Genomic DNA, 26,989 nt, shown 5'->3' with positions numbered 1-26,989 from the left:
TTGCAGATAGCTGTAAATCCTGAAGGTACGATGATGAGAGGATGTTCTTCAGAGAATTTCGGGTGCGGAATTGCTAGAGAAGTACCACAAATTTTGTGTGTCATTCTGTGTGTCAATTATGTGTCAATAATAGTGGTAGAATGCGTTAAAACCTGTGAATTATTGATAAGCATAAATTAAAAATGGCCCTGTAAATCAATTGATTACGGAGCTATTTTGTGCCCAGAACAGGAATACTATCTGTCTGGTTATTAATATCTTACAGTCGCGGGATGTCAAATTGGTGACGCTGTTTTTTAGACAGTGTAAAAGTGTGCCTGTTGTTCACACTTCTTAACTCTTTTTCACCTGTCTGGGCAAATATAGTAACTTATTATAGAATACACTGTATAAGACTTTTTAGTTCTTATTGATTTCAACTAAAATGGTGATGGATTTCGTTTCTTTTGCAAGTATTCTACTTTCAAAAACTCGGATGGATTGCCAGGCTTATTTTCAAATTTATGGTTCGTTCTCCTATTACTATAACATAGTACACAACACTTTTTTGCTCTAGTAATTCCTACATAATGGAGATTTATATCTTGAACTAGATCAGAAAAAAAGCCCTTGTTATCTTTCAATTCTTTTTTAGGGAGTATCCATTCATACAAATCCAAATGAAAAACTATGTCAAACTCTAATCCTTTAGATTTATGTAATGACATAATCTGTATTTCATTGTCAGCGGCAGGTTTGTATGATTCTAATAATCTTGCATCAGATAATACTTCTTTCAAAAGGATAATGGATTTTGAATTTCTACCCGATGGATGAAGATTTGTTGCAATGCGCTCTGACAAATCGGCAATAGAAAGTAGGTCAAAATTGGGGGAAGCGAATTTCTCTCCTAGCTCTTTAATTTGTTTTAATATGCTTATTACTTTGGTTCTATTTATATCAGTGCTGATGTAATTTTCAACAAAAGTTGTCCTAGATTGGGCTTTATCAAATATAATAGATAGTAAATCACGGAAAAGGCCAGACCATATTGTAAAGTCCTCATCTAATGGAGTAGCTTCAAAATACTTATGAGGTAATCCTATATTATTATGTATTATTGTTCCTGTTCTACCATTTCTTACAAGCACTCCGACTTTGCTCTCTTTGTTAACCTTATATCTATTAGTATATTGTATAATTGCTTTTGATAGCCATTGGGCAATTTGAACTTCATTACCCTGTACTTGCTTCTCAAAAACATGAATATTATCACACGGTAGCAAATCGGAATTTTTGTTCAATAATAGGAGAGAGTAATTAATAATAGACGCATCACATCTATGATTAAAATCAAGTGGAAAAAGTGTAAATCCATCTTTTTGTTTGGCTAAATCAATCAGATAATCTGAACTTTTTCCTGAAAACTTAAAGATTGATTGATTGGTGTCTCCTACTGCAATTGCAGTCAGTCCAAGTTCTTTAATTTTTAAAAATAGAAGGTGTTGTTCTTTACCAGTGTCTTGGTATTCATCAATTATTATATGCGTATACCTTGATTTAATATATTTACGGCAAGCTTTGCTTTTATTAAATACATAAATGGAGAATAAACCTACGGACTCCAATACAATTCTACCTTGTAAAAATAGTTTTTTTAAAAGATCTATATGTTTTTGAGGCAAATTATCTAGGTCAATTTTATCATCAAGCCAGTTAAGTTCCTCTTTAGTACTTTCTTCTAAGTCACTTCTTCTTACTATATCAATTTCAACTTTCGGAATACCAAAAAGTTGCTTAGCAAATGGAACTACTATTTCTGATAGATAAAATTTGTCCATAGTACCAAAAAATGATCCTTTGGGAGCTAAACCATCTTTTAAGCATCTGCTTTTCAGTTCATGAGATGCTTTGTTGGTATATGATATTGCAATTACGCCTTTGATTTCAACTGTATCCGGTAATATATTTTTTATTTTTTCCGCTAGAACAAATGTTTTTCCACTACCTGGATTAGCAACTATAATCAAATTTCCAGGTGCATCAATAATTTTTTTTTGTTGCGCTGTTGGTGTCATACATTATTTTCAATACGTTTTTTACAAGCAAAAAGTGGAATAGCTAATTTTGATTTTTGTAGAATTTTTAATAGATGTGATTTTTTTCGTAAAAAATCAAACATAAATGTTGCCTTTTTCTTCTGCATTATACTCAATGCCTCTTGCTTATCATCAGCTCCTAGGTGTTCCACGATATCTATTTCTAGACCTTGATTAAGTAAGTCGTTTTCAAGATCTATATCAGAAGTGAAAATGTCATAATCTTCTAATTTCTCCCTGAACTCATTTGAAGCATCCTTGCTTGCTTGTGGGGGCGTTTCCGTTGAGAATCCAGTTAAAAGATTGCCTTTAGCAACAATAAGAGCTTCAATGTCAATATCCTTCTTACAATTGTTCTTATAAATAGACAATGCTCGCTGCACACCAGCAAGTCTATATTCTTTTTTCTTTGGTATCTTAAAAACGTCATTATCAGTCCTAACGACCCAATCAATTTCTAGTGCATGTAATATTTTTACAAATGTTTCGAACCCTACGCCATCCGCCATTAAAATGCTAATATTAAATTTGTCTAAATCTATCCCTAATTCACGGGCTAATATTTTGTAAAAGAGCACCTCAGAAGGTCCCTCGACCAAAAGCACGGTATTGGCGAAAAAAGCTTCCGCTGCAATAATATTTAATCTGTAACCAAAGTTATAAACCGCATCTTCAATAATTTTGCTGCATCCGTTACTAGCTGCTTTTGTGCATTTACCTTTTTGTAATAACCTTACAATTGAATTAGCTGAAAACTCAGACGCAATTTGTGGTGAGTGGGAAGTAATAAAAACCTGTCCTCTCAGTTTTTTAACGAGATATTCGGCTAATTTTCTTTGCTGATGTGGATGTAGATGGGCTTCAGGTTCTTCAATACAATAAAACGTAACTTCTAGGGGGTTATCTTCTTTAATTTCGTTTCTGGCTGCCCATAATGCTAAGAAAATCTGGTTGTTTCGGCCATCTCCTCCTATTGCTAAATTGGAATTATTAACTTTTGATGCCAAGTGCAGATTTTCCACAAAGGAATTTACATCGGAACTCCCTACATCAAAAACGACTTCCTGACCTACGTGATGGAATGATAATTCCTGTAGTTCTGTATTTATAGCCTCAGTTGCCTTGTTTACATATGAGAGTTTGGAAATCTTATCATTAGTTGATAGTAGCTCCTTCTCTATATCTAATAGACTTTCGTCGTCTATCTTTACCTCAGCTTCAGATCTTTTTTCTTGAGCATCCTTTATAAGGTTTCTCTTCTCTTTTTTTATATATCCCTGTAAGTCTCTATTACTGCTTATGTATTTCAAATGGAGCACTTTTCGATAAAACCGCTCGGTAATTTCCTCTAATTGATCTTCTCTAAATCCAGCATAGAAAATGTATGCACGGGATTCTTTCCAAGCTTTGTATGATAAGTATAATACACCATCATCACTGATTTTTCCAGGAAGTTTTGCCAAAACACAATCTTCTGTTACTTCTTCTAGTTTTATAGTGATGCTAAGCTCTTTTGTATCCTCATAACAATAAAAATCTGAATCTTTTGGCTCTATATCCCATTCAGACAAAGTTCTGTCTAGTAATATACGCATTGCGTATAACATGTTGGACTTGCCAACATCATTTGTACCAATTATTAATGTCTTTTCTGACACGTTTATTGTCGCATCCTTAAAATTTCTATAACCTTTAAGCTTAAGTTCTGTTATTTTCATATGCTAGTAATTGTATAGTGCAATTGAAAAATTATCAATATTTTTTGTAGTTTTTTTCAGTTAGCGTGTTTTGATTCTGGGGTTCAATTATTAATTATGATTTAGTCTTTCGAATGCTTCAATAATTCGTGGATTAATCATATTGCGATCTGTCAAATAATTCAAGATCATCTCGCCGGAATCACTTCCTTTGTCTGATAATAAATTATATGTAACTGATTCTCTAATATGTTCACTAACTTTTTCCTTTAAGAGTCTTTGTAGCTTTGGATAGAATTTCTCTGCATTATTAGCAAAACGATCATTTGGAATAGAGTTCTTGATAGCCTCTATTTCTTCTATCGAAATGGTAATTTCCCATTCATTAAGCCTGTCGTTACAAATGTTCAACCATACATTTGAATCTATGCTATCTTCTATATCTTGTATTCCTATAAAAAACATATTTTCACTAATCGCTTCCTGGCCTATTTTATATGATGCATCGTTATCAAATAAGAAAACTAGGCTGTCGGTGTCTTTACGGAAATGACGAAAGATGTTTTCAAGAATTTGCTTTGCTTCAATCCATTTATCTTTTCCCTTGATATTTATAATTTGAATATTATCCTCTTCATGTGAGCACCTTTTCCATATTTTATATAATCGAGGAACAAGATAGGCTTCTGTATCGCCTTCAATAATCAGGAATTTATTAAAGAATAAAAAATCACTATTTCTGACCTCCAGATTTTCAAAAATGGCATTAATGTTATCTATACCATATAGTTCAGTATATCCAACATCATTTTGTATTACTCCAATTATTGAGTTTAGTTTCGTTCTGTCGATAAATATAGTTGAATGAGTACTCAGAATTGTTTGTACGTTTCCTAATGAAATACTTCTCATTATTTCAAATAACTGTCTTTGTGCTGTAGGGTATAGATGTGTTTCTGGTTCGTCGAATGCCCATATAAACTTATTATAATTATGACCTTGTTCATGTGCTGCAACTGCGGCAGCCTTAATCATAGCAAACCAAATTTGTCTTTTTATACCTTCACCCTGAGCATCTAAATGTATATCGCCATCTGCATTAGTTTTATTTATAACTATGTCTGTTATAGATTCCTTTATGTCTATGTAAACCTTTGTTTTAATAGCTGTTATACTAGGGGAATCTAAGCCAATAATTGACTGTATATCTTTAAGTTTTTCATTAATTCCTTCGGTAACAGTGTTTGCAGTTTCTTTTGCTTGTACTTTAAGTGGAGTTAAATGTTCTTCAACTAATCCATGCATTGCATCAGCAGCAAGTGATTTTATTTCGTCTAAAGAATAATTCCAATCTAAATAACGAAAAGTCGGCAATAGATTTTTATCACCTTTCTCAAATTTAAACTCGCACCATATTGGGGAAGGCCGACGTACTTGATATACAGCTCTTATTTTTTCAATAATTGAAAGAGGCCCAGCATTATTTTCGTTTTGGCGTAACTCTTGAGGAATTGCTAAATCTGTAACTAATCTATTTAATTGAGTACTTGTTAGCGAATATGCCGCTAGATTATTACCATCTTCCAGAAAATCATTAAGTATCACATAAGACTTCGACGCATTATTACTTGTGTCGAAGACTTTTGCAATCCAAATAAAATTGGAGTTATTAGATTCTAAAGCCCACCTTGCTGTAGGAGATAAAGAAGAGAGTATCTCTTGTGTTAATTCATTATCTCCGATATTTAATTTTCCGATCACATAACACTGTCTCCTATTATATATCAAATTGGGCAGTCCATTTTGCTCTATTACTTGTGTAAATTGCTCGGGTGTTAGTGTTGTATTTGACAAATCATTTTTTGCACTGTTATCTTTTATAAAATTAAACAATGGCTTATCGTTAAATAAAAGGTCCGCCGCTTTTAAGATTGAAGACTTTCCGCTATCATTAATTCCAATTAGGATATTCGGCTGCCGATCATTAAAATTAATCTGTACGTTTTGGCAACTTCTATAATTTAAGATTATTAGTTTGGTTAAGTGCATTTGTAGTATTTTATATGTTTTTCTTACATACTTGTCACCTCCACCTTACTCTTCGCACTCTGCTGCTTACTAACCCTTATCTGCACCGGTATCCGTTCTGTCATTTCCTGTACATGGGAAATAACACCAACTTTGCGCCCCTGATTTTGCAGGCGCTCTAATGCATCCATTGCTATATTTAGTGTTGCAGGGTCTAGTGATCCAAACCCCTCATCAATAAACAGGGATTCCACTTTCATACGGCTGGAAGAAAGTGATGCCAGCCCCAACGCAAGTGCCAGCGATACAAGAAAAGATTCTCCACCGGAAAGAGAATACACAGTACGTATTTCATCACCCATATCCTGATCTAACACCTGTAAACTTAGCGAATTGGGTATGCGTTGTAAGACGTAGCGCTTACTTAAAATAGCTAAATGAACATTCGCATAACTGAGCAATACATCCAGTGTATATTCCTGGGCGATCTGGCGGAATTTCTTCCCGTCCGCAGAACCAATAACCTCATTCAGCTTTGCCCAATTATCTACTACCAGTGATTGTGTTTCTATAGATTGTAAGAGCGCACTTATGCGTTGTTTATTAGTGGCATCTTCCCTTAGTCGAAAGGTTATTTCGTTACTGGTCTGATTATTTTGCTCCTGATGTAGTTTGGCCTCTGTTTGTAATGTTATCAGTTCTTCAGCCGTGCGTTCTGACATCCTCTCTTGTCGATGCTTATTTAGATTTAGTTCCCGCTCTGCTAATATTGATTTCGCCTGGGTTACGGCATCATCTATCGCACGTAGTGTCAAACGCTCTTTTTCTATCCAATCCGGCGTGAAAGACAATAAGCGATCTAATTCATTTTTTGATAGACTGGCTGAATGTTGTTGATTGTAGGAATTGAGCCAGTCTTGAATTTGCTGTTTAAAGAATGTTTCCTGTTTTGAATATACAGATAGTTCTTTTTCTGTTTCTTCACACTGAGTTGTGTTACGGGTGAGACTAGCCAGCAGAATTTCTTTTTCTGATTTTTGTTGATCTAATACCTGCCGGACTTTAATAATTGCGTCCTTAAAACCTTTTTCTATAACTGATATAGACTCACCATTAAAAATAGCTTTCCTTTTACCGGAAAGGTCGTTCCATTGTTCCCGTATTTTTAATAACGCTTGCTCTTTTTGACTTGTTTCTTCTGATAGATGAACTAGTTGTTCCTGTATACCTTTCAACGTGGCAGCTAGTACTTCCTTTTGCTTTAAGCCTTCTTCTAATTGTTGGATGTTGTGTACCCATTGTGCTGCAAACTCTTGGATCTGTAGTACAAATTTATCAGGTTCTTTTTTCCAGTGTTGGAACCATTGTTCAGAGGTAAAATAGACAGCAAGATTTTGCTGAAGATCTTCAATACCAGTCTCTGCTTTTTCTCTTTCTACTTTATGATTATCTCGTTGTTCCTCTAGAGATTTCAGTGTTCTTTCAGTATCCTTTAACGCATTTGCAATGTTGATAAGCTGCTTGTCAGATTCATCAAGCATGCCTTTTTGCTTTTCCAGCTGCTCTTTCTTATTATTATAAGACAATATTGTATCCCGTAACTCACGTTGCTGGTCTTTTTCTTGTTGTAGTTTTTGGTGTAGCCATGTTGCTCTTTCGTCAAAGGCTATTGATGAAGCCGAAGCATGTATTTTAAACCGACCCCATACTTCTTCTAACTGCTTAACAGATTTTTGCTTTAATGAAAGATCTTTCTCCTGAGTAGCTATCGTTTTATTTAATAGATCGCATATCTGTGTCAGGCGGCTATGTGTAGTAAGACTGTCTGTATAGGCCGTTTCTATTTTCTCATGGCTTATTTCCAACTCTTTAAACACATGATCCAGTTGGGTATTATGCCCGGCATAAGGATGAGAAGTACTGCCACAAACAGGACAAGGCTCATCAGCTACCAGTTTTGTACGCAAACTTTCAACGTTTTCTGCCGCGGCCAGGCGGGCTTTCTCCAGCATACTTAATGAAGTATTTCGCTGTATTACGTTAGTTTCAAGTAATGCTTTCGTATTGCCAAGTTGTTCAAGATCTGCTCTTAGTTGTTTCCTGTTTTCTTCAAGTTGTTCTGTAATCGTAGTTTGTTCTGTAATAGCGCTGCTTAGTATTTTCCAGTGTGCTTCTGCTGCAATAATGTCTTCAATTGTTTCATCAAGGGCGCTTCTTTGCTGGTCTAAACTGGCAATAGGAATTACAGAAAATTCTTCTTTCTGACTTTCATATTCTTGTCTGGCCTGCTGTAATGATGTCTGAAGGGTTGCAAATTCATTGCTCAATCTCTGCCGCTCCTGCTCTTGCACCTTGATTTCTTCCTCCGCGGCCAGCACGAGAGAAAAACGTTTTTTTTGAGTTTCAAGCAGAATACCTGCATCATTCAGCTTAGATATAATAAGACTATGTTGTTCTGCAATGGGCTGGCGGGCAGTGTTGCTTTCTTTCCATTGTTGTAATTCTTTAACCTTGCTTTCTAACTGTTCCGCATCCAGTTGTTTCTGCGTAAGTTGTTGCTGCTGCTGTTGCAACTTTTGGCTCGCAGTATTAAACGTTGTTTGGGCCTGGGATGTCTGGAGTTCTTTTTCTGCCAATTGTACATCTAGTGTCTTTGCCTCATTTAAAAGTGGCAAAGCTGCCTCTTCTTCCGCTATTCTTGCTGTGAGGTTATCCTCTGTTTGTTGTAGCGTAATATCGAGCGCATCTTTTTTTTGCTGTAATGCATTTAGCTGAACCCTAATTTGTTCCAGGCTGACTCTCTTCGCATTGATTTGACCTTGAACGGTATTTAATTGGGCAACTACCGGTCTTACTGATTGTACACTTACAATCTGCTGTAGTTGCTGTTCGCGGGGAATGGCTTCCTGCTTAACTGCAAAGGCCTGTTCACTGGCAAGTTTTGCAGCGTCTAATCTGGATTGCAGGTTATTTAATTGTTCATGCCAGGAAATCTCTTTGCTTAATTCAAGTAGTAACTTTTCCTGGGCTTGTATGTCTTTTTCAACTGTGTCCTTTTGTTCTTGCAGGGAAGTTAACTCTTCACTGGTCATTGTTTGGATCCCTTCCCGTTGTGAATTGAGATCCCGTAGTTGCTGCGCCTGCTCCCTGTGCTTTTCATAAATGCGCCTGGATATTTCAGAATAGATGTGCGTACCTGTGAGTTTTTCTAAGAGGGCTGATTTTTCGTCCTTTCCTGCCTTTAAAAAGGCTGTAAAGTCACCCTGTGCCAGCAATACAGAACGGGTAAATTGTTCAAAGCTTAATCCCACCAGGCGCTCAATTTCTGTCAGCAGCTCAGTTTTTCTTCCCGGAACAGGTGAATTTGTACTGATGTTTTTAAGCGCCACGTCAAAGGCCTGCAAGTTTCCATCCGCCCTGTTTCGGGCTCGTCTTACCATCCAGGTCGCGCGATAAGGCTGGTTATCTACTCCAACAAAATCTACTTCGGCAAATCCTTCTGCAGTACCATCCCGCAAAATACCCCGCACATCATTCTGACTGATGGAAGCACCCTGTACATCGTATATGTCAACGCCACTTTCAGCTTGCTTGTATCTCGGCGTTTTGGCATAGAGTGCCAGGCACAATGCATCTAATATAGTAGACTTACCTGCCCCGGTAGGACCAGTAATAGAAAAGATACCGGCAGAACAAAGTGGTTCCTGTGTGAAGTCAATTTCAGTAATACCTTCCAGTGAAGCAAGGTTTTTTATGCGTATGGCAAGTATTTTCATCTCGTTTAATCGGTTAGGGTTGCTTCCTGAGCGATTGCATTGAACATTTGAAGCAATTCTGGTGGTACAGTATTGTTATATTTTGACTGGTATACTTTGGAGAAAACTTCCAGCGGTTGTAAGTCATTCAAATTTTGATCTGCCACCATTTCTGGTTGAGTATCATTAGCTGTTGAACTGGCGTATCTGACATCTATTTTTGCTAAACGCACATGTTTCCCGGTCAAAGACATTTCTATTTTATGCCGGAGAGCTGGCTCAGGACCATCTAGCAGTACTCTTACTTCAAGGTAAGGTGCTGGTGCTGCCTGACTGTTGCTGTTGGGCAACTGCTCTAATGCAGTAAGTACTTCAGTAAGTTTGCTATGCACAGCCGGGGAACGTAATAATGGGATTGCTACTGGTACGTCAATGGGGGTTAGTGCAGTAATGCTTTCGTCGTTTAGCTCAAAAACAATTACCTGGTGTTTATAATTAATTTCAGAGAAGGACATGGGAAGTGGGCTACCGCAATAACGAACATGTTCTTTCCCTCCAATTCGCTGTGCTTTGTGAATATGCCCTAATGCTACATATTTAATATCCTCATGGAAGGCAGAAGCGGAAATACATTCCACGCCACCCATTATCAGTCTTTCCGTTTTATCCTGCTCCGTTATTTCCGCCTGTTGCGCATGTAAATGCCCCATCGCAATAATTGCTTGTCCGGGCTGTTTATTTTCAAGTGCGTATTCATAAGCGGCTTTATATAAGGCCGTAACACCTTCTGTATATGGATTTTCACAATCTGAAATTACCGGGTAATCTCCCATCCGCAGAAAAGGTATTGCCAGGCACCATGCCTTTATATTACCTTGCTTGTCTTTTAGAGGTATAGTCAATTTTTCGTATACAAAGTTTCCTTCTGTATCTTTCTCTATTAGTCCTATGATATGTATGTTGGAGGATTCCAGCAATGGGGTGGGAGATTCTAAACGGGATGCAGAATCATGGTTCCCGGCTGTAACTACGATTTGCAATCCTGGATTGCTCTTCACAGCGCGATTTAAAAATGTATAAAACATTTTTAGCGCATTGGCAGAAGGGTTAGAGAGATCAAATACGTCCCCACTGATAAGCAATACGTCTATTTGCTCATTGGTCAGGGTTTCTACCAGCCAATTTAAAAATTGTTGATGCTCGTAGGTTCGATCATACTCATGTAATAATTGGCCGATATGCCAATCGGCGGTATGCAGGAATTTCATAACATAAAAATCACTTGAATGTTTTAAATTAGTTTACCTGGTGTAACGGTTCTAAGTTGTTCAATGACAATATCACATTTGCCGATTAGCGTCCTATTATTTAAACTTTAAGGATAGGTTGAATTTTTTAATGTTAGTTTCTATCTTAAAATTTAACTGTAGCCACTTCGATAAATGCAGGTGTGATAATAACGTTAAGGAATGTTTATCGAATTTCTTAACTATTTTTATTTTCACTCTTTGGTAACTGTATGCAAGTTATTATAATTGACAATCAATAAAAACAGGATTTTTCCCCTTCTTTGCTTTTATCATATCATCAATTCAAAATCTAAGTTTGGGGAAAACTTCTGATTTGTAGGATCAAGTAGTGGTGTTCCAGCTTAATAAGCTGCATTTCCACTAACTACCTCATCAAACTGTGCATGCCGGTTTACAGCAGACGTTTACCCTATTAATCTTCTTCATCGGTTTATTTGATTTTCATTCCTGGTCATGCTTTCAATAAGGCACTTCAATATCTGAGTATGCAAGGTATATATACCATAGTACTTTTGTAATCCACTTATTTCAGCCATATCTTTTTCTTCCAGCACTTCGGGTCACGTGTCTGCACATCTTTTTATTACGCCGTTATTCATGTTGTTAAAAGTCTTTCCTGAGTTTTCTATTCTGAAGTAGTTCAGTAATCCTCTTAGTACTGGAATGATGAGTTTCAAAATCTTGTATAGCGTTGGGACTTAAATTATATAAAAATTGCTCTAATTTTATTGCATATGGCTTTTATTGCTTTAGGCTGTCCCCAGAGACTAGCTTTGCCATTACGTCATAGGTTCCTGAAAGTGAGGTCAGGAATTTAATGCACTCTACCTTACCCAAATAAATATAATAAGTTTTTATCCTCATTGATCTTGACATCTAACAAGGCAAATTCTCCCGTAATCTTAGATTTACTTTTTCCCCCGACGTATCTACATCAGCGTGTGAACTAAGCTGGATTATCAAATCATCAGCCCAATGTGTATATTTCAGATTTGTATACGCCGCATTTGTTTTACTGACTTCTTTTACATTTCCAATGCACTTTATCTACTTTTTAATGACCAACAATTGCAATGGATATCAAGGAAGTGTCTATACAATAGGTGAAAAAAATAATGTAGAAGGAAAAGATAATAAAGCAGAAGTAGCGGAAGATTAATAAATGAAATCACAGCATTATGCTAATACTTTATTTATTAATCTATTATTACCGGCTCCACAAATAGACAGAATTTGTCATGGTCTTCCTTGTTATATGGTCGTTTGCATGATTTACAGGCAATGCCTTTTTTAAAAAATGCAATGTAGTGGATAATAGTTCATGTTGCAATTTTTTGAGTTTAATGATTTGTAAATTTAAGTAATAGTAATATTCAAAAAAATACCTACTAGTTTGTATTTTATAAATGAAATCTATAGATATGGTTCAGTGTTTATAATCCCCAACGATCGACAAATATTATTAACTGTAAAGCAATTAATCAGTTTTAACTGCTGATGATTACAGAACGTAAATTCCATAAAATGTTACCAATTCAATTAGGTGCTATCAATATTACGGGAATCCTTAAATCGTTTAGAAATGCGATGAGAGGGGTGAGAGATGTAGAATTTTTCCTGTTTAGGTTATCCAAAATTTATGCTTAACAGTATCAATCCCCCAAGAATTCAACTTGATCCAAAAACGCGATATGAAAATGACAATCACAAAAGAAAAAAGGTTGATAATCTATTGATTATCAACCTTTCCAAGTGCCCAGAACTGGATTCGAACCAGCACACCCTTGCGAGCGCTGCGACCTGAACACAGTGCGTCTACCAATTTCGCCATCTGGGCAACTGATACCGTGTTAAGGGGATGCAAATGTACACACTTTTTCCATTCCACCAAATTTTTCCTTAAATATTTTCCGGTACCAACACCCCCACCGGAAACCTCCCCAACACCAACCCCACTTCCAATACCTCTTTCCCCGCTATCACCTCCCCCGAAAAAATATTCCTCCACCGCTCCGGCGCACCCGCCGGCAATAATATCGATGCCGTCACCGGCTCCCGATCGGGTAGGGGAACCACTACCAACACCCACTCCTGCCTGTATACCCGCGCAAACGCCAATACATTCTCCCCACTACGCTGAAAAGGCAAATAATCCCCCTCCAAAAACAAATTCCGTAACTCCCGCCGGCTATGCAACATCTTCCACACCAAATACAACTTCTCCGCTCCCTGCTTCCGATGACTCGCCAGATAATCAAATAACCCCGCTCCAGACAATCCCGACATCTCCTGCAACATCGCCCTCCGCAACTCATAATCCACCGGTCTTCTGTTATCCGGATCCACATAGCTATAATCCCACAGCTCTGTCCCCTGGTACGTATCCGGCACACCCGGTGCCGTCATCTTCAATAGCGTCTGCGCCAGCGAACTGGTATAAGCAAAACTGTCCAGCTTTTCTATAAACGGAACCAGGCTATCTAAAAATGGCTTTGACTGTAACACCCGTGATACAAAATCCGTCGCTTTTTTCTCATACTCCTCATCCGGCGATGACCAGCTCGAATTTACTTTTCCCTCCCTCAGCGCCTTTACCACATACTGCTGCAACCGCTCAATGATAGACACCCCATCCTCATACCCACTCACGATGCTCTGGTAAATAAAATACTCATCATTCAGTAAAATCTCCGACTCATTCAGCTCCCGCCACGTCTCCACCAACTGCTTCCACTCCTCCACGAACAACGATAACATATTCAATCGTATCCTCCCATCTTCCCCCCGCTTTGTATCATGCGTCGCCGTCGTATTCAACGCATGCGGCGTCTGCTGCTGTCTCACTACCATCAACTGATGAAAATTCCCAGGTTCCGCCACCGGACTATCACCCACCTCATTATGCGACAACAACGCGTTATACACATAAAACACCGTATCCTCCACACCCTTCGCCATTAATGGCCCGGTAAACTGCATCAGCCGTAAGAAGAACGGCAACTTATCCTCCTCCCACCACTGTTCCAGCAACAATATCGCCGGCTCTGCCGACCTGTTCAAAGAACGCATCCGTGCAAAGGTCCCCGCTACTTCCTCCTTCAACAACGCATCCCCCGCCACCGGGTACAGCCTATACACCGGCAGGCAAATCATGAACAACCCGATCGCCTCCTTTAACAATTCCCTGCTAACCCGTGCATCCGCCAGTTTAAGCGTATAACACAACCGAACCATATTCTCCCATTCACCGCCCATATATCGCTCCAGGATCAGCCTCTTTTTCTCTAATACAAGCTCTTCATACACCGGAGACCCTGTTAACGATGTATAATAAGCATGCAATCCCTGTACGCCCCGCTCATGACTCAGCAAGTGATTCACAAACGACAAAAATTCATACCCACTCGTTCCCTGCAGATCCCAGCTATGCGGCAAACTCTCCTGGTCCTCCAGGATCTTCTCCGCTATGATGTAACACTGATTACCGAACAACTGCCTCAACCTTTCTATATACCCACCCGGATCCTGCAATCCATCTATGTGATCAATTCTCAACCCCTGTATCAGGTTTTCCCGGTATAAACTATGCAGGAACGTATGGTACTCATTAAACACCTCCTGTGTCTCCATCTTCAAAGTGATCAACTCGTTCACCGTAAAGAACCTTCTGTAATTGATCGACCGGTCCGCATCACTCCAATATGCCAGCTGGTAATATTGCTTTGATACAACCTTTGCCAGCAATGCCAGGTTATTATTCACCTTATCTACCACGCCCTGCACTATCTCCAGGTTCATTACCCCGGCCATCAACTGCCCTTTCTGATGGGTCCAGTCTTCCAGCGATGTTCCCGCCGTTGCCCGTTGATACAATGCGGAGAGTAACTTCACCACCGGCAATGCGTCACTATCAGAAAGCTGCTCACTGATCAGGTCATACGCTGTCACCGACAGCGGAAATACCTGCTGGAAATAATTCACGGTAAACCCTCCCGGCGTTACCGCCAGCTTGATCTCACCATCTGCGATACAGGAATCCAGGGGTTTACCTAAAAACGGTGTCATCAGCTTACCTGCAAAATCAGGATGATGCCAGTCAATATCAAAATAAGCGTAGTAAGGAGACAGTGGCCCCCGCTCCATCACATCATACAACCTGGTGTTCTCCGCATGATAGGCCATATGATTCGGCACAATGTCCTGCAGCCAGGTCATATCATGGCGCTGTAGCAGCTGATGTATTTCCCGGAGCTCATCGATGGTGCCTATCGCCGGGTTGATCATGTGAGGGTCTGTTACATCATACCCATGCATACTACCCGGCGCTGCTTTAAAAATGGGCGATGCATAAATAGTCGATACACCCAGCTGATGTAAATAGGGAATGATGTCTTTCAGATGTTTAAATGTAAATCCCGCATGGAACTGTATGCGATAAGTAGCGGTCGGCGGATTATACGATCTCATATATAATAGCTGAGTATGGTTGTAAAGTAATGGAAGTACCCTCTGTCACTTCATCCGGGGCAGTTGGACCCGGCCCCTGCCAGATAGCTACTGATGAATCAAACTTTTTATGTAAAAAATGAGGACGGTTATGTGTAAACACCGCCTGGCCATCACTGCAGTTAAACAGTAATAACAAACGATCATCATGCCCTGCCCGCTCTACTGATAGTATAACATCATCCGGTTGCGGCATGTTCACCCAGATATTATCTCTTTCTGAATTCAGCAATGCTCTCCTCGTCTTCCGCAACGCTATCAGGTAACGATAATATTCCAGCAACGGCCCCGGTGCCGGCCAAGAAAGCATGGACTGCTCAAACGTCTTGTCTGACTGTGGATCAGGTACATCTCCTACCCAGGAAAAGGCCTTAAATTCATTCCGGCGACCTTCACTCACCGCTTTTGACAAGTCTTCGTCTCCATGGCTCGTGAAGTACAAAAATGGCCTGGTCTCTCCATATTCTTCGCCCATAAACAACATGGGGGTATGCGGAGATAATAACAACATCGCCGCTGCCAGCTTATTCGCCTCCAGTGGCAACTGCGCCATCAGCCGGTCGCCCAGCATTCTGTTGCCTATCTGGTCATGATTCTGTGTGAATACTATAAACCTGTCGTAAGGTACATTGTGCGGAACCACACCAAATTTCCGCTTCCTGTGCTGCGAATATTGCCCGGTATACACATAACTATCCCTCCACGCTTTCGCCAGCGATGGCAAACCGTCAAAGTCCTCATAGTATCCATCCCGTTCCTTCGTCAGCACCACATGCAGTGCATGATGGAATTCATCTACCCATTGCCCGTGCATGCCATAACCTCCCTTGTCAGGTTGCGTGATATATCTTGGATTATTAAAATCTATCTCTGCGATCAGGATCTTTTTTTTACCGGTAGCATGCGATAGCTCATTCACCACCTCAGCCAGTTCCTCCGTAAAGTGCTTCGCACTACTATCCCAAATGGCATGCACCGCATCCAACCGTAATCCATCAATATGAAACTCCTCCAGCCACATCAGGGCATTCCGGATATAATAGGCTCTCACCGCATCAGAATGTGCATCGTCAAAATTGATCGCCGATCCCCAAGGAGTTTTGTACTTATCCGTATACCAGGGGCCAAAGTCAGCAAAATATGCCCCCTCCGGTCCCAGGTGATTATATACCACATCCAGTATCACGGCAATCCCGTATTGATGTGCAGCGTTCACCAGTGCCTTCAGTTCATTGGTAGTCCCATATGTATTGTGCACGGCGAATGGATATACCCCATCATATCCCCAGTTACGGTTGCCGGGAAACTGAGCAATGGGCATGATCTCAATAGCATTTATTCCCAACGAACGCAGATAACTCAGCTTGGATAAAATACCTTTGAAATTCTGCAACGGTGTGAAAGTGCCTGTATGAATTTCATAAATGATCATCTCCTTCAGGTCAAGTCCTTTCCAGCCTTCATCTGACCATTTGAAATCATTGGCTACCAATGCAGATGGTCCATGCACCCCTTCCGGTTGATAGCGGGAGGCAGGGTCAGGGCGTTCCAGGCTATCATCGAGTAAATAGTTGTAAGTCGTACCCGGCAATGCATTCGGAACAGTCACCTGCCAGTAACCATCGTGGATTTTATGCATAGGATACGTAGCGGGCTCCGGTGTTTTTACTAACAATGCAACAGATTCTCTGAAGGGTGCCCAAACAGTAAATAATCCGGTACCATTTTCAAGAATAGTAGACCCGGTAAATGTATATGCTGTTCTCAATGAAATCAGTTTTTAATATTTAACCGATAATATTATGCCAGCGGGTTTTCAATCTTTTTCGATGTTTTATTTCTACAGTATGGCCGGCTTAAAAATTGCTTCTTATAATGGAAAAAATTATACCCATGTGGTGGAAAGAAAGTATCATTTATCAAATATATCCGCGCAGCTTCAAAGACAGCAATGGCGATGGAATCGGCGATCTGTCGGGCATCATATCGAAACTGGACTACCTGCAGAGCCTTGGTATTGATACCATATGGCTCAATCCCATCTTCGGCTCTCCCAATGACGACAATGGTTACGACATCAGCAACTATTATGATATCATGACAGAGTATGGCACCATGAAAGAGTTCGATATGCTCATAAAAGGCCTGCATGATCGTCAGATAAAACTCCTTTTGGATCTGGTCGTGAACCACACCAGTGATGAACATCCCTGGTTCAAAGAAGGCCGCCTGTCAAGGGATAATCCGTATTACAATTATTATCACTGGTGGCCTGCCGAAAAAGGGAAACCTCCATTCCGGTTTAGTCACTTCGATCCATCAGGCGAAGCCTGGACCTACAATAAAGCCACTGATAGCTACTATCTCCATTACTTCTCTTCGAAAATGCCTGACCTGAACTGGGAAAATCCACAAGTGCGAAAAGAAGTATACGATATCATGCGTTTCTGGATGAAAAAGGGGGTAGACGGATTCAGATTGGATGCCATTTGCTATATCAGTAAAGACACAACCTGGCCGGAAATTGAAACACACGACTGGGGTGCGTATTACGCACATGGACCACACCTGCACGATTACCTGCAGGAAATGAACAGGGAAGTGCTGGAAAATACAAATATCACCACCCTCGCCGAAGCAGCGGGAATCACCATCGATGAAGCTTTACACTTTGTAGCAGAAAACCGGAAGGAACTACACATGCTTTATCACTTTGAAGGCATGCATCTCGGTTATCTCAAAGATGCATACAAACGTCCCGACCCTAAAGGGATCGACCTGGTTGAACTAAAAAGGCTCTATACGGCCTGGGATCAGATCTATCAGACCGGTGGCTGGGGCACTATCTACCTCACCAATCATGATCAGCCCAGAATGGTGAGCCGCTGGGGCAGCGATATCGAAACATACCGGGAAATCTCTGCGAAGATGCTGATCACCTTTTTACTCACCATGCGGGCTACACCCATCTTCTACAACGGCGATGAGATCGGCATGACTAATATCAGGTTCGAAAAGATTGATGATTACAAAGACATCGATACGATCAACATGTACAAATACCTCGAGCGTAAAGGCGAAGACACCGCCCGTTTTCTCTTGGATCAGCAAATGGCAGCCAGGGATAACAGCCGCACGCCTTTTCAGTGGGATGATACCCCTCACGCCGGCTTTACTGAAGGTACTCCATGGATCAAGGTCAACGACAACCATGCCTTCATCAACAAAGCGGCACAGGAAAAAGATGAACGCTCCATCCTCCGGTTTTTCAGGCAGGTAGTGTTGCTCCGCAAACACCAGCCCGCATTGGTCTATGGTAAATACCAGTTGTACGATCCTGCACACCCGCAGGTCTATACGTATACACGCACACTGGATAATACCGTGTTCCTGATGGTACTTAATTTTTCAAAGGAAACCGTAGTATACCAGCTCCCATTAGCGCTGGAAGCCGACGCGGAACCTTTGGTAAATAATATGCTGACATTTGAGATGGAAGGTGGCAATATCACACTCGCTCCTTATCAGGCGCTCATATTCGGTCCTTTGCCACCAGTCATGCCAACTGCCGCCGCGGCCACAGAAGAAAAAGCCGCAGCACTACCACTGGAAGAAGAAACTATTTAAACAGACTCAGATCGTGATCGATACCTGCCAACCTGATGGTGTCAGCGAATTTTAGTCCTAACTTTTCCAGCAGCGTAAGCGAATGTTTGTTGTCAGCCCGTGCGATAGCCACGATATGTGGCAGGTGCAAAGTATTGTATCCATAATCCAGTACGGCTTTCGTAGCTTCATATGCGTACCCCTGCCCGGTATATTCCGGCAGCAGGGCAAATCCTACATCTACATGTTCCAATCCCTCCCGCTTAATCAATCCACTCATCCCGATGGGGGTATTCGATTCTTTCAGTGCCACCAGGAAAAGCCCGAAACCACGTAGCGCGTAACTTGCCAGCGGACCATTGGTCAGGTACAGCTGTGCATCTGCTTCTGTGTGGATATTCCTGTCACCAAGAAACTCAATCCAGGTGGGAGAATTAAGCAATGCTATGATAAATGGGGCATCATCAAGGGTAAACCGGCGCACAATCAGGCGCGCTGTTTCGCAGATTAACATATTTTGCTGATTATTTTGTTACTTTTGGCAATTGTCACGTTTTTGAATGCCAACTTAACTTTTATTTATATCACAGGTCTAAATTTATGTGAATTGAAGAAGAATTGCATAGTTTCAATGTTATTTTCAACTATCATGCTGACATCCAGTCTGTTGCCACAGATGGTACACGGACAGGAAAAACCACTCACACAATTTGTTCATCCATACATTGGTTCGAAGGGCCATGGACACGTATTTGTCGGCGCTAACGTACCGTATGGTGCAGTGCAGCTGGGACCCAGTCAAACCATGCAGAGCTGGGATCAGTTCAATGGATGGGATTGGTGTAGCGGCTATAATTACATAAGCGATGATATTCTCGGTTTTACACATACACACCTGAGTGGTACCGGTATCGGGGATCTGAATGACCTGATGATCGTACCAGCCACCGGCCACCTGGAATTGCAGCCCGCTCACCGCCTGGATATGAACACCGGCTACGGTTCTAATTTCAAAAAAGCGAACGAAGTCGTAAAACCCGGCTATTATGCCACTTACCTCGACAAATATAAGGTCAGGGCTGAACTGACCGCCACCACCAGGGTCGGGTTCCATCACTATCACTTCGACATCGCTGATAGCGCGCACCTGCTGGTAGACCTGGAATTCAACATGTGCTGGGATTCGCCCGTGGAGACGACCATCAAAAAGATAAATGATACCACTTTTGTAGGGTACCGTTTTTCTAAAGGATGGGCCAATGATCAACGCCTGTTTTTCGCAATCAAAACTTCCCTGCCTGTTACACAACTGCAGCTCTTCAATAGCAATGAGGCCTTAGCTGGTACCGAAGCAAAAGGTAAAGGCATCAAGGCGGCCATGTATTTTGATGCAGCCAGGCATCCGGATATCTTCCTGAAAGTGGGCATCTCCCCGGTGAGTGAAGAAAATGCACTGGGCAACATCACTGCCGAACTACCAGGATGGAATTTCGAACAGGTAAAAACCAATGCTGACCTGGCATGGAATAAAGAATTGAACAAAATCGATTTCTCCGCTGACGAGGCTACAAAGACGACTTTCTATACTGCACTTTACCATAGCCACTTCTTCCCATCTGTGTTCAATGACCACAATGGCGATTACCGTGGTACCGATAAAAAAGTGTACACCCATCAAAAGTTCACCAACTATACCGTAATGTCCCTCTGGGATACCTACCGTGGTCTGCATCCGTTGATGACCGTGATAGATCCTGCCCTTGTAAAGGACATGGTGCACTCTATGCTGATGATCTACAAACAACAGGGCCGCCTGCCTGTATGGCCGCTGGAAGGTTGTGAAACAGATTGTATGATCGGAAATCCTGCTATCCCTGTGATTGCAGATGCCTATATGAAAGGGCTGATCGATCCTGCTGATATAGCATTGGCCTACGAAGCAGTGAAAAATACGGCCATGAGAAAGGCAAATGGTTTACAGTTCGTACAGGAATTAAAATACATCCCTGCAGATAGCATGACCATCGAGTCTGTCGCCTGGGGCCTGGAATATGCCATCGCTGATTACGGTGTAGCACAAATGGCAAAGAAACTTGGGAAAACTAAAGATGCTGCTTACTTCAACAAGAGAGCAGGTCTCTATAAACAATACTGGGATGCTTCCAGGGGCCATTTTGTAGGCCGGCTGGCAGATGGTAGTTTCAGAAAAGAATTTGATCCGCTGGAAGCTAAACACCGCTCTAACGATTATTGCGAAGGGAACGGCTGGCAGTATACCTGGTTAGTACCACAGGATGCAAAAGGACTGGTAAACCTGTTCGGCGAAAAGAAATTCCAGACTTCACTGGATTCTTTCTTTAACATGTCTTCTTCTCTGGGCCAGGGTAGCTCTCCTGACATCTCCGGTATGGTGGGCCAGTATGCACAGGGCAATGAACCAAGCCATCACGTGGCATACCTGTATGCCGTGATTGGCCAGCCATGGAAAACTGCTGATATCGTGAGAGAAGTCATGGAAAAATACTACACTAACACCGCTGATGGATTGTGTGGTAACGAAGATGCAGGACAAATGAGTGCATGGTATGTATTGTCTGCTATGGGTTTCTACCCGATGAATCCAATGAACGGTACCTTCGTATTTGGTTCTCCGCTCATGAACCAGGCTGTGATCAGATTAGCGGGTAACAAGCAATTTGATATCATTGTAAAGAACAACAGCAAAGAAAATAAATACATCCAGAAAGTTGTGCTGAACGGTGCGAACTACACGAAATCTTTCTTCCTGTACAAAGACGTGATGAAAGGTGGGAAAATGGAAATCTATATGGGGAACAAACCTTCTGCTACTTTTGGCGTGAAGCAGGCTGACAGACCTATCTGATAGTTGCTGATCACTCCTTTTATCTCCTCCCGGCCGGTCGGCTGTGCATGTGAGAGAATAACATAAAATACCCTTTAAAAACGCCTTGCGTCATGGTCTGCTCCCGGAAAGTGTTTAACTTTCAGGTGCAGATCACACAGCAAAGGCGTTTTTTTTATATTTATGCCATGATAAAATTCAAAGCCACTATCAAAAAGTTTGAGAAGATGGGAGAGAAGACGGGCTGGTCGTATATCGAGATCCCTATTGAACTCTCCCAACAACTAAAGCCCGGATTCAGGCAATCCTTCCGGGTCAAAGGCAAGCTCGATCAATTTGAAATAGCAGGTGTTGCACTTACGCCAATGGGTGAAGGGCATTTTATCATGTCGTTGAATGCCGAACTCAGAAAAGGAATTGGTAAGCGCGCAGGGGCTACACTCCAGGTGCAGATACAGGTCGATGATAATCCCGATCCTGTCAGTTCCCCTGAATTGATGGAATGCCTGGCCGATGAACCGGCTGCGCTGGCCTTCTTTAATACGCTGCCCAAAGGACACCGGAATTATTTCATGAAATGGGTCGAAAGCGCCAAAACAGCGCCTACCAAGGCAAAAAGAATCGCCATGGCGGTAAGCGGATTAGCAAAGAAATGGGATTACCCCACTATGATAAGGGCGAATAAAAAGGTCAGCTAACCGCACTTACTGTCATCATGGCCGCTTCCACTTCCACGGTATCATGTATCTTCTGCATTTCCAATACAGTACCACTGGCTGTTTCCCGGTACATGGGTACAAATTTATGATTGAATGCAACTTCCTGGAAGGTATAGGAAGTTCGTTGCTGTACCACGTTTGAATAAATATCATCAAACCCTTTGATCAATACATACAATTCCAGGTCCGCCACCTGTATGTCTTCTGCCGTTAAGCCAAGCAGGGGACTTTGCTCATCGATTACATGTACCACTGTCCAGTTCATCGGCAGACTCTGGATCTTATGTCTCTCCAGCGGTAATTCATAATAACGATAGGTTTGTTTCCCCTCTTCATGTACCCGCATTGCGGCATTCACCTGCACCGTCACATCCGTAAGGGTATGACCGTGCTTATAACAGGCAAAGCGGAACATCAGGGCATTGCGTCCCTTAAATGGGGTAATAAGCGCCTGGTTGCTAAATGCCAGGTGTGCCCTGGGCCGCGCAAAACGACCATAAATAAGCCCCGTGACCACCGCGAAGGAGAGAAACCCGCTCATGGCCTCAATAGACGCCAGGAAGTTAGCCCCGTCGCCTACCGGGTTGACACGGCCATAACCTACTGTTGTAAAGGTTTCGGTGCTGAAATAATAAACTTCTTTAAAAATACCCCAGGCAGAATGGGAACTGATCCCCTGTAATTCCGCCGCCCCGATCATCAGGTAGATGCTGGTGTAAATGAGATTGACAAAAATAAAGGCGCCCACTATCGCCATCACGAAAGCCCAGACGGGCAGGTTAAGCATAATATGGAAAAGACTATACCTGTCCCAGATATGATTACCTTCTTTGCGGAGGTTGAAACTACCGTCTTTATTGATAAACCGGTCCCCGTAACTACTGATCGTAGTGCTGAACCCGGTATCTTCATTTGTTTTCGAAAAAGGGTTGATATGTTTGAGTAAGGCCATAAACCTGCGTTTGACCACAAATCTACTTACCTTTGCGATTATCCAAATATTATATTACATGTATAAGGTAGGTGAATTTAACCTTTTAAGAGTGAAGAAGGAGAGCGAGTACGGCCTGTTCCTGGACGGCGTGGAACAGGAAATACTGATGCCAAAACGTTTTGTCCCGGCAGGAGCAAAGCGGGGAGATGAGCTCAGGGTGTTTATTTATCATGACTCGGAAAATCGCCTGACCGCGACGAACCAGGAGCCTTATGGTGTAGTGGGAGATATTGTCAACCTGAAATGTACAGGAGTGACCGAACAGGGTGCTTTCCTGGATTGGGGATTGATGAAGGACCTGTTTGTGCCGGCGAGTAAGCAGATGACAAAGATGGTAAAGGGACAGGACTACCTGGTGAAGATTTATCTGGATGAAAGAACGGGCAGAGTAGCTGCTACAGAAAAACTGGACCCGTTCCTGAGCAATGAAGAACTGACGGTGAAAGAACAGGATCCGGTAGAACTGATCATCTATAGAAGAACTGATTTAGGCTTTGTGTGTATTGTAAACCAGAAACATACGGGTTTATTGCATTATGGAGATGTGTTTGGCACGGTGGATATCGGCGATAAGCTGAAGGGATTTGTAAAGGCGGTGAAAGACGAAAATAAACTGGATGTATCTGCCGGGGAAATGGGATATAAACGGGTGGAAAATGAAGGGGAAAAGATCCTGCGGTTACTGCGGGAGAACGATGGGTACTTACCTTATCATGATAAATCTGATCCGGAGGAGATCTACTCATTTTTTAGTATGAGTAAAAAGACGTTTAAGATGACCACTGGTAGTCTTTACAAAGCCAGAAAAATTGAGTTTACTCAAACAGGTATCAAACTAATCGAAGAATAAATACAGAGGGCCGGGTCGCGAAACGATCCGGCCTTTTTTTATATTAAAAAAAAATCGCTCCTGACTGGTACTATTTTACACCCCAAACGACTTCCTTTTTTTACTAAGCGCTGTACCATTTTTATTCAAAAAACCATTTAACAAACCCTCTATGATGATCCATTACACAAACCGGTTGTACGGGCTCCTTCGCCGCGTACAGCATTCCCTTCTCATGATTGGCTGTCTGTTAGCATGTCTGAAGCTAACCCCGGCCTCCGCACAGCTCTCACGGCTCCACGCCGATGGAAAACGCATCGTCAATGCCTCCGGGCAGGAAGTGATCCTCAAAGGTGTTGGTCTCGGTGCCTGGCTCCTCCAGGAAGGATATATGATGAAAGAAGGCGGTGATGGTCCCCAGTGGTCCGTCAAAAAATACCTCTACGACCAGGGCCAGACCGATGCGCAGGTAGAAGCATTTTACCAAAGCTGGCGTAACAACTTCATCACCAAAGCCGACATCGACTACATCGCCTCCCTCGGTTTTAACTGCGTACGCCTGCCCATGCACTATGAACTCTTTCTGACCACTGCCCAAAGAGCAGAAAGACTGAAAGTGATCCGTGCAAACGCCAGCGCCAGTGCTGTATCCACTTATATCAGCGCACTTACAAACTGGTATAACAGCAATACCCTGTTCACCGACACGAACACAGAAGGTTTCCGGTTGGCTGACAGTCTGCTGAAGTGGACCGCTGCCAACAGGATGTACGTGATCCTCGACCTTCACGCCGCTCCCGGTTCACAAGGTCTTGACCACAACATCAACGACGGCTTTGTGGGCAATGACCTGTACAATCAGGCGATCTATGGCAATATGACGGTGCGCTTATGGCAGGCGCTTTCCAGGAAGTATAGTAGCAATGATGGGGTTGCTTTTTATGACCTGATCAACGAACCCCACAAGGTGCCAAGTAACAGCACAATACACGATATGTTTGAAAGGCTGATCAATGCCGTCCGTGCCGAAGGAGATACCCACCTCCTCATGGTAGAAGGCAACGGTTATGGTAACAACTATGGTAGTATGCAACCATATACCTTTACCAACCCTGCTAACCTTGTGTATAACTCACACCGATACTGGAATTCTACAGACGTTACCGCAGGTAACAGTGATCCTAACCAGATCTCTGACCTGGCTAACATTGTAGCCTGGAGAAATACCTACAACGTACCGGTATGGGTAGGTGAAACCGGCGAAAACAACAACGACTGGCTGGCTGCTAATATCGCAGCTATGAACAGCATTGGTGTAGGCTGGTGTCACTGGACGTACAAAAGATTTACAGCAGGTGAAAGTGCTGCACTGTTGCGCATTACCGGCCCTTCAGTGCTGGATGGTGCCGGTAATATGAGTGCGGTGCTGAACAATATCAAATTTGCGAACAATATTAAAAATACAAACACGATTGCTGCAGTAGCACCCGGACAGGCTGCCAACGGACCTGTTGGCAAAACGATCTGGCTGAAAGGTTTTAATGGCAAATATGTCAGCTCCCGGGGTGGTAGCGGGGCTATGTGGTGTGATAGTAACTCAGTGGGTACCTACAATAAATTTTATGTAGTAGATGCCGGGAATGGCAAAATAGCGTTGAGGAACAGCGCCCTGTTTGTCTCTTCCGAAAATGGTACCCAGGCGATCACCTGCAGCCGCAATGTTTACCAGGGTTGGGAGAAGTTCGACTGGATCGTGAATGCAGATGGAACAATCTTCCTGAAAGGGAGCAATGGGGCATATGTGTCTTCTGAAAACGGTACACAGGCCATGACCTGCAACAGGACCAGCGGGAGTGGCTGGGAAGCTTTCTCCTGGGGAGAAGTGAGCAGTGCAGCACCGATCGGTCAGACCATCTGGTTACAGGGGAATAACGGCCAGTACGTCAGCTCAAAAGGGAATGTCAATCCGATGTATTGTAATGCCACCGCTGTGCAAAACTGGAATCAGTTTGTAGTCGGCGACGGAGGGAATGGTAAGATCACCCTTAGTAATGGCGGCTTCTTTGTATCGTCTGAAAACGGCACGGCGTCAATGAACTGTAACCGTACTACCGCACAGGACTGGGAGAAATTTGACTGGATCTTAAATGATAACGGTACAGTATCATTAAGAAGCAGTAATGCGTTGTTTGTTTCTTCTGAAAATGGCGCGGCAGAGATGACCTGTAGCAGAACCTATCCGCAGGGGTGGGAGCAGTTCAGGTTTGGAATTGTACCTGCTGCCGCCGCCAGAAAAATTGCAGCGGAAGAAACTGTCACAGCAGATGCCCATACAACAGCCGAATTGCAGGTATATCCCAATCCTGTTGCAAAAGGAAGCCCCCTGCATATATCTTTAAAGAGTTATGATGGGAAAGCGCCTGTACAGGTGACCCTGGTGGATGTAAACAGAAAGGTGATTTATTCCCGTAAAGAAAGTGCCGGGAAGACAACTATCCCCACGGGCAATATAGCTGCCGGATTTTACCTGGTAATGATCACCAGCGGGAACAAAACCTATACGCAAAAAGTACTGATCCAATAATCCTAAACCCTGACGAACAC

14 protein-coding genes and 1 tRNA gene are annotated in these 26,989 nt (G+C 42.2%); 5 read left to right on the top strand and 10 right to left on the bottom strand.

Features of this window, described 5'->3' with window-relative positions:
* Positions 1 to 419: 419 nt before the first annotated feature.
* From ABDW33_RS07335 to treZ, 8 genes are all read right to left on the bottom strand, one after another.
* Positions 420 to 2,057, bottom strand: a complete 1,638-nt coding sequence (locus tag ABDW33_RS07335; protein ID WP_343689419.1) for an ATP-dependent helicase — start codon at positions 2,055 to 2,057, stop codon at positions 420 to 422.
* The gene (locus ABDW33_RS07330) at positions 2,054 to 3,796 is read right to left on the bottom strand and encodes an AAA family ATPase (protein ID WP_343689418.1); all 1,743 of its coding nucleotides are present in this window, start codon (positions 3,794 to 3,796) and stop codon (positions 2,054 to 2,056) included. Before ABDW33_RS07330 ends, ABDW33_RS07335 begins: the two co-directional genes overlap by 4 nt.
* A gap of 90 nt (positions 3,797 to 3,886) precedes the next feature.
* Positions 3,887 to 5,824, bottom strand: coding sequence for an AAA family ATPase (locus ABDW33_RS07325; RefSeq protein WP_343689417.1), 1,938 nt, complete (start codon positions 5,822 to 5,824; stop codon positions 3,887 to 3,889).
* Positions 5,825 to 5,847: 23 nt separating this feature from the next.
* Complete coding sequence (locus tag ABDW33_RS07320; protein WP_343689416.1) at positions 5,848 to 9,579, bottom strand: SbcC/MukB-like Walker B domain-containing protein; 3,732 nt, start codon at positions 9,577 to 9,579, stop codon at positions 5,848 to 5,850.
* A gap of 5 nt (positions 9,580 to 9,584) precedes the next feature.
* The gene (locus ABDW33_RS07315; RefSeq protein ID WP_343689415.1) at positions 9,585 to 10,826 is read right to left on the bottom strand and encodes an exonuclease SbcCD subunit D C-terminal domain-containing protein; all 1,242 of its coding nucleotides are present in this window, start codon (positions 10,824 to 10,826) and stop codon (positions 9,585 to 9,587) included.
* A gap of 1,795 nt (positions 10,827 to 12,621) precedes the next feature.
* Positions 12,622 to 12,705: transfer RNA gene (locus ABDW33_RS07310), tRNA-Leu, on the bottom strand.
* 62 nt (positions 12,706 to 12,767) lie between these two features.
* Entirely contained in the window at positions 12,768 to 15,335 is a 2,568-nt protein-coding gene (gene treY, locus ABDW33_RS07305) for a malto-oligosyltrehalose synthase (RefSeq protein ID WP_343689414.1), read from the bottom strand.
* On the bottom strand, positions 15,322 to 17,142 hold the full coding sequence (gene treZ, locus ABDW33_RS07300; RefSeq protein WP_343689413.1) for a malto-oligosyltrehalose trehalohydrolase: 1,821 nt from the start codon (positions 17,140 to 17,142) through the stop codon (positions 15,322 to 15,324). Before treZ ends, treY begins: the two co-directional genes overlap by 14 nt.
* Positions 17,143 to 17,249: 107 nt before the next feature.
* On the opposite strand from treZ, the gene ABDW33_RS07295 reads away from it, so the two are divergent.
* Entirely contained in the window at positions 17,250 to 19,001 is a 1,752-nt protein-coding gene (locus ABDW33_RS07295; protein WP_343689412.1) for an alpha-glucosidase, read from the top strand.
* Here ABDW33_RS07295 and ABDW33_RS07290 read toward each other — a convergent pair.
* Positions 18,994 to 19,494 (bottom strand): GNAT family N-acetyltransferase, encoded by a 501-nt coding sequence (locus ABDW33_RS07290; protein WP_343689411.1) that lies wholly within the window; start codon positions 19,492 to 19,494, stop codon positions 18,994 to 18,996. The genes ABDW33_RS07295 and ABDW33_RS07290 overlap by 8 nt on opposite strands.
* A 117-nt stretch (positions 19,495 to 19,611) precedes the next feature.
* Between ABDW33_RS07290 and ABDW33_RS07285 the strand changes: the two genes are divergently transcribed.
* Both ABDW33_RS07285 and ABDW33_RS07280 read left to right on the top strand, forming a co-directional pair.
* Positions 19,612 to 21,864: a GH92 family glycosyl hydrolase gene (locus ABDW33_RS07285; protein ID WP_343689410.1), complete on the top strand. Its 2,253-nt coding sequence runs from the start codon at positions 19,612 to 19,614 to the stop codon at positions 21,862 to 21,864.
* A 167-nt stretch (positions 21,865 to 22,031) separates the two neighbouring features.
* Complete coding sequence (locus ABDW33_RS07280) at positions 22,032 to 22,541, top strand: YdeI/OmpD-associated family protein (RefSeq protein WP_343689409.1); 510 nt, start codon at positions 22,032 to 22,034, stop codon at positions 22,539 to 22,541.
* Here the strand turns inward: ABDW33_RS07280 and ABDW33_RS07275 are convergent.
* Positions 22,534 to 23,514 carry an ion channel gene (locus ABDW33_RS07275; RefSeq protein ID WP_343689408.1) on the bottom strand — a complete coding sequence of 327 codons (981 nt, stop codon included), beginning with the start codon at positions 23,512 to 23,514 and terminating at the stop codon, positions 22,534 to 22,536. The two genes, ABDW33_RS07280 and ABDW33_RS07275, sit on opposite strands and share 8 nt — an antisense overlap.
* A 58-nt stretch (positions 23,515 to 23,572) precedes the next feature.
* Here ABDW33_RS07275 and ABDW33_RS07270 point away from each other — a divergent pair, with 58 nt between their 5' ends.
* The gene (locus ABDW33_RS07270) at positions 23,573 to 24,406 is read left to right on the top strand and encodes a S1-like domain-containing RNA-binding protein (RefSeq protein WP_343689407.1); all 834 of its coding nucleotides are present in this window, start codon (positions 23,573 to 23,575) and stop codon (positions 24,404 to 24,406) included.
* Between the two features lie 151 nt (positions 24,407 to 24,557).
* The gene (locus tag ABDW33_RS07265; protein ID WP_343689406.1) at positions 24,558 to 26,969 is read left to right on the top strand and encodes a cellulase family glycosylhydrolase; all 2,412 of its coding nucleotides are present in this window, start codon (positions 24,558 to 24,560) and stop codon (positions 26,967 to 26,969) included.
* The last annotated feature ends 20 nt before the right edge of the window (positions 26,970 to 26,989 follow it).

Origin of the sequence: Chitinophaga sp. (assembly GCF_039596155.1) — a bacterium.
In the GTDB taxonomy this organism is placed as follows: domain Bacteria; phylum Bacteroidota; class Bacteroidia; order Chitinophagales; family Chitinophagaceae; genus Chitinophaga.
The sequence above is the reverse complement of the archived record's forward strand: the minus strand, read 5'-3'. Positions and strand labels throughout refer to the sequence as shown.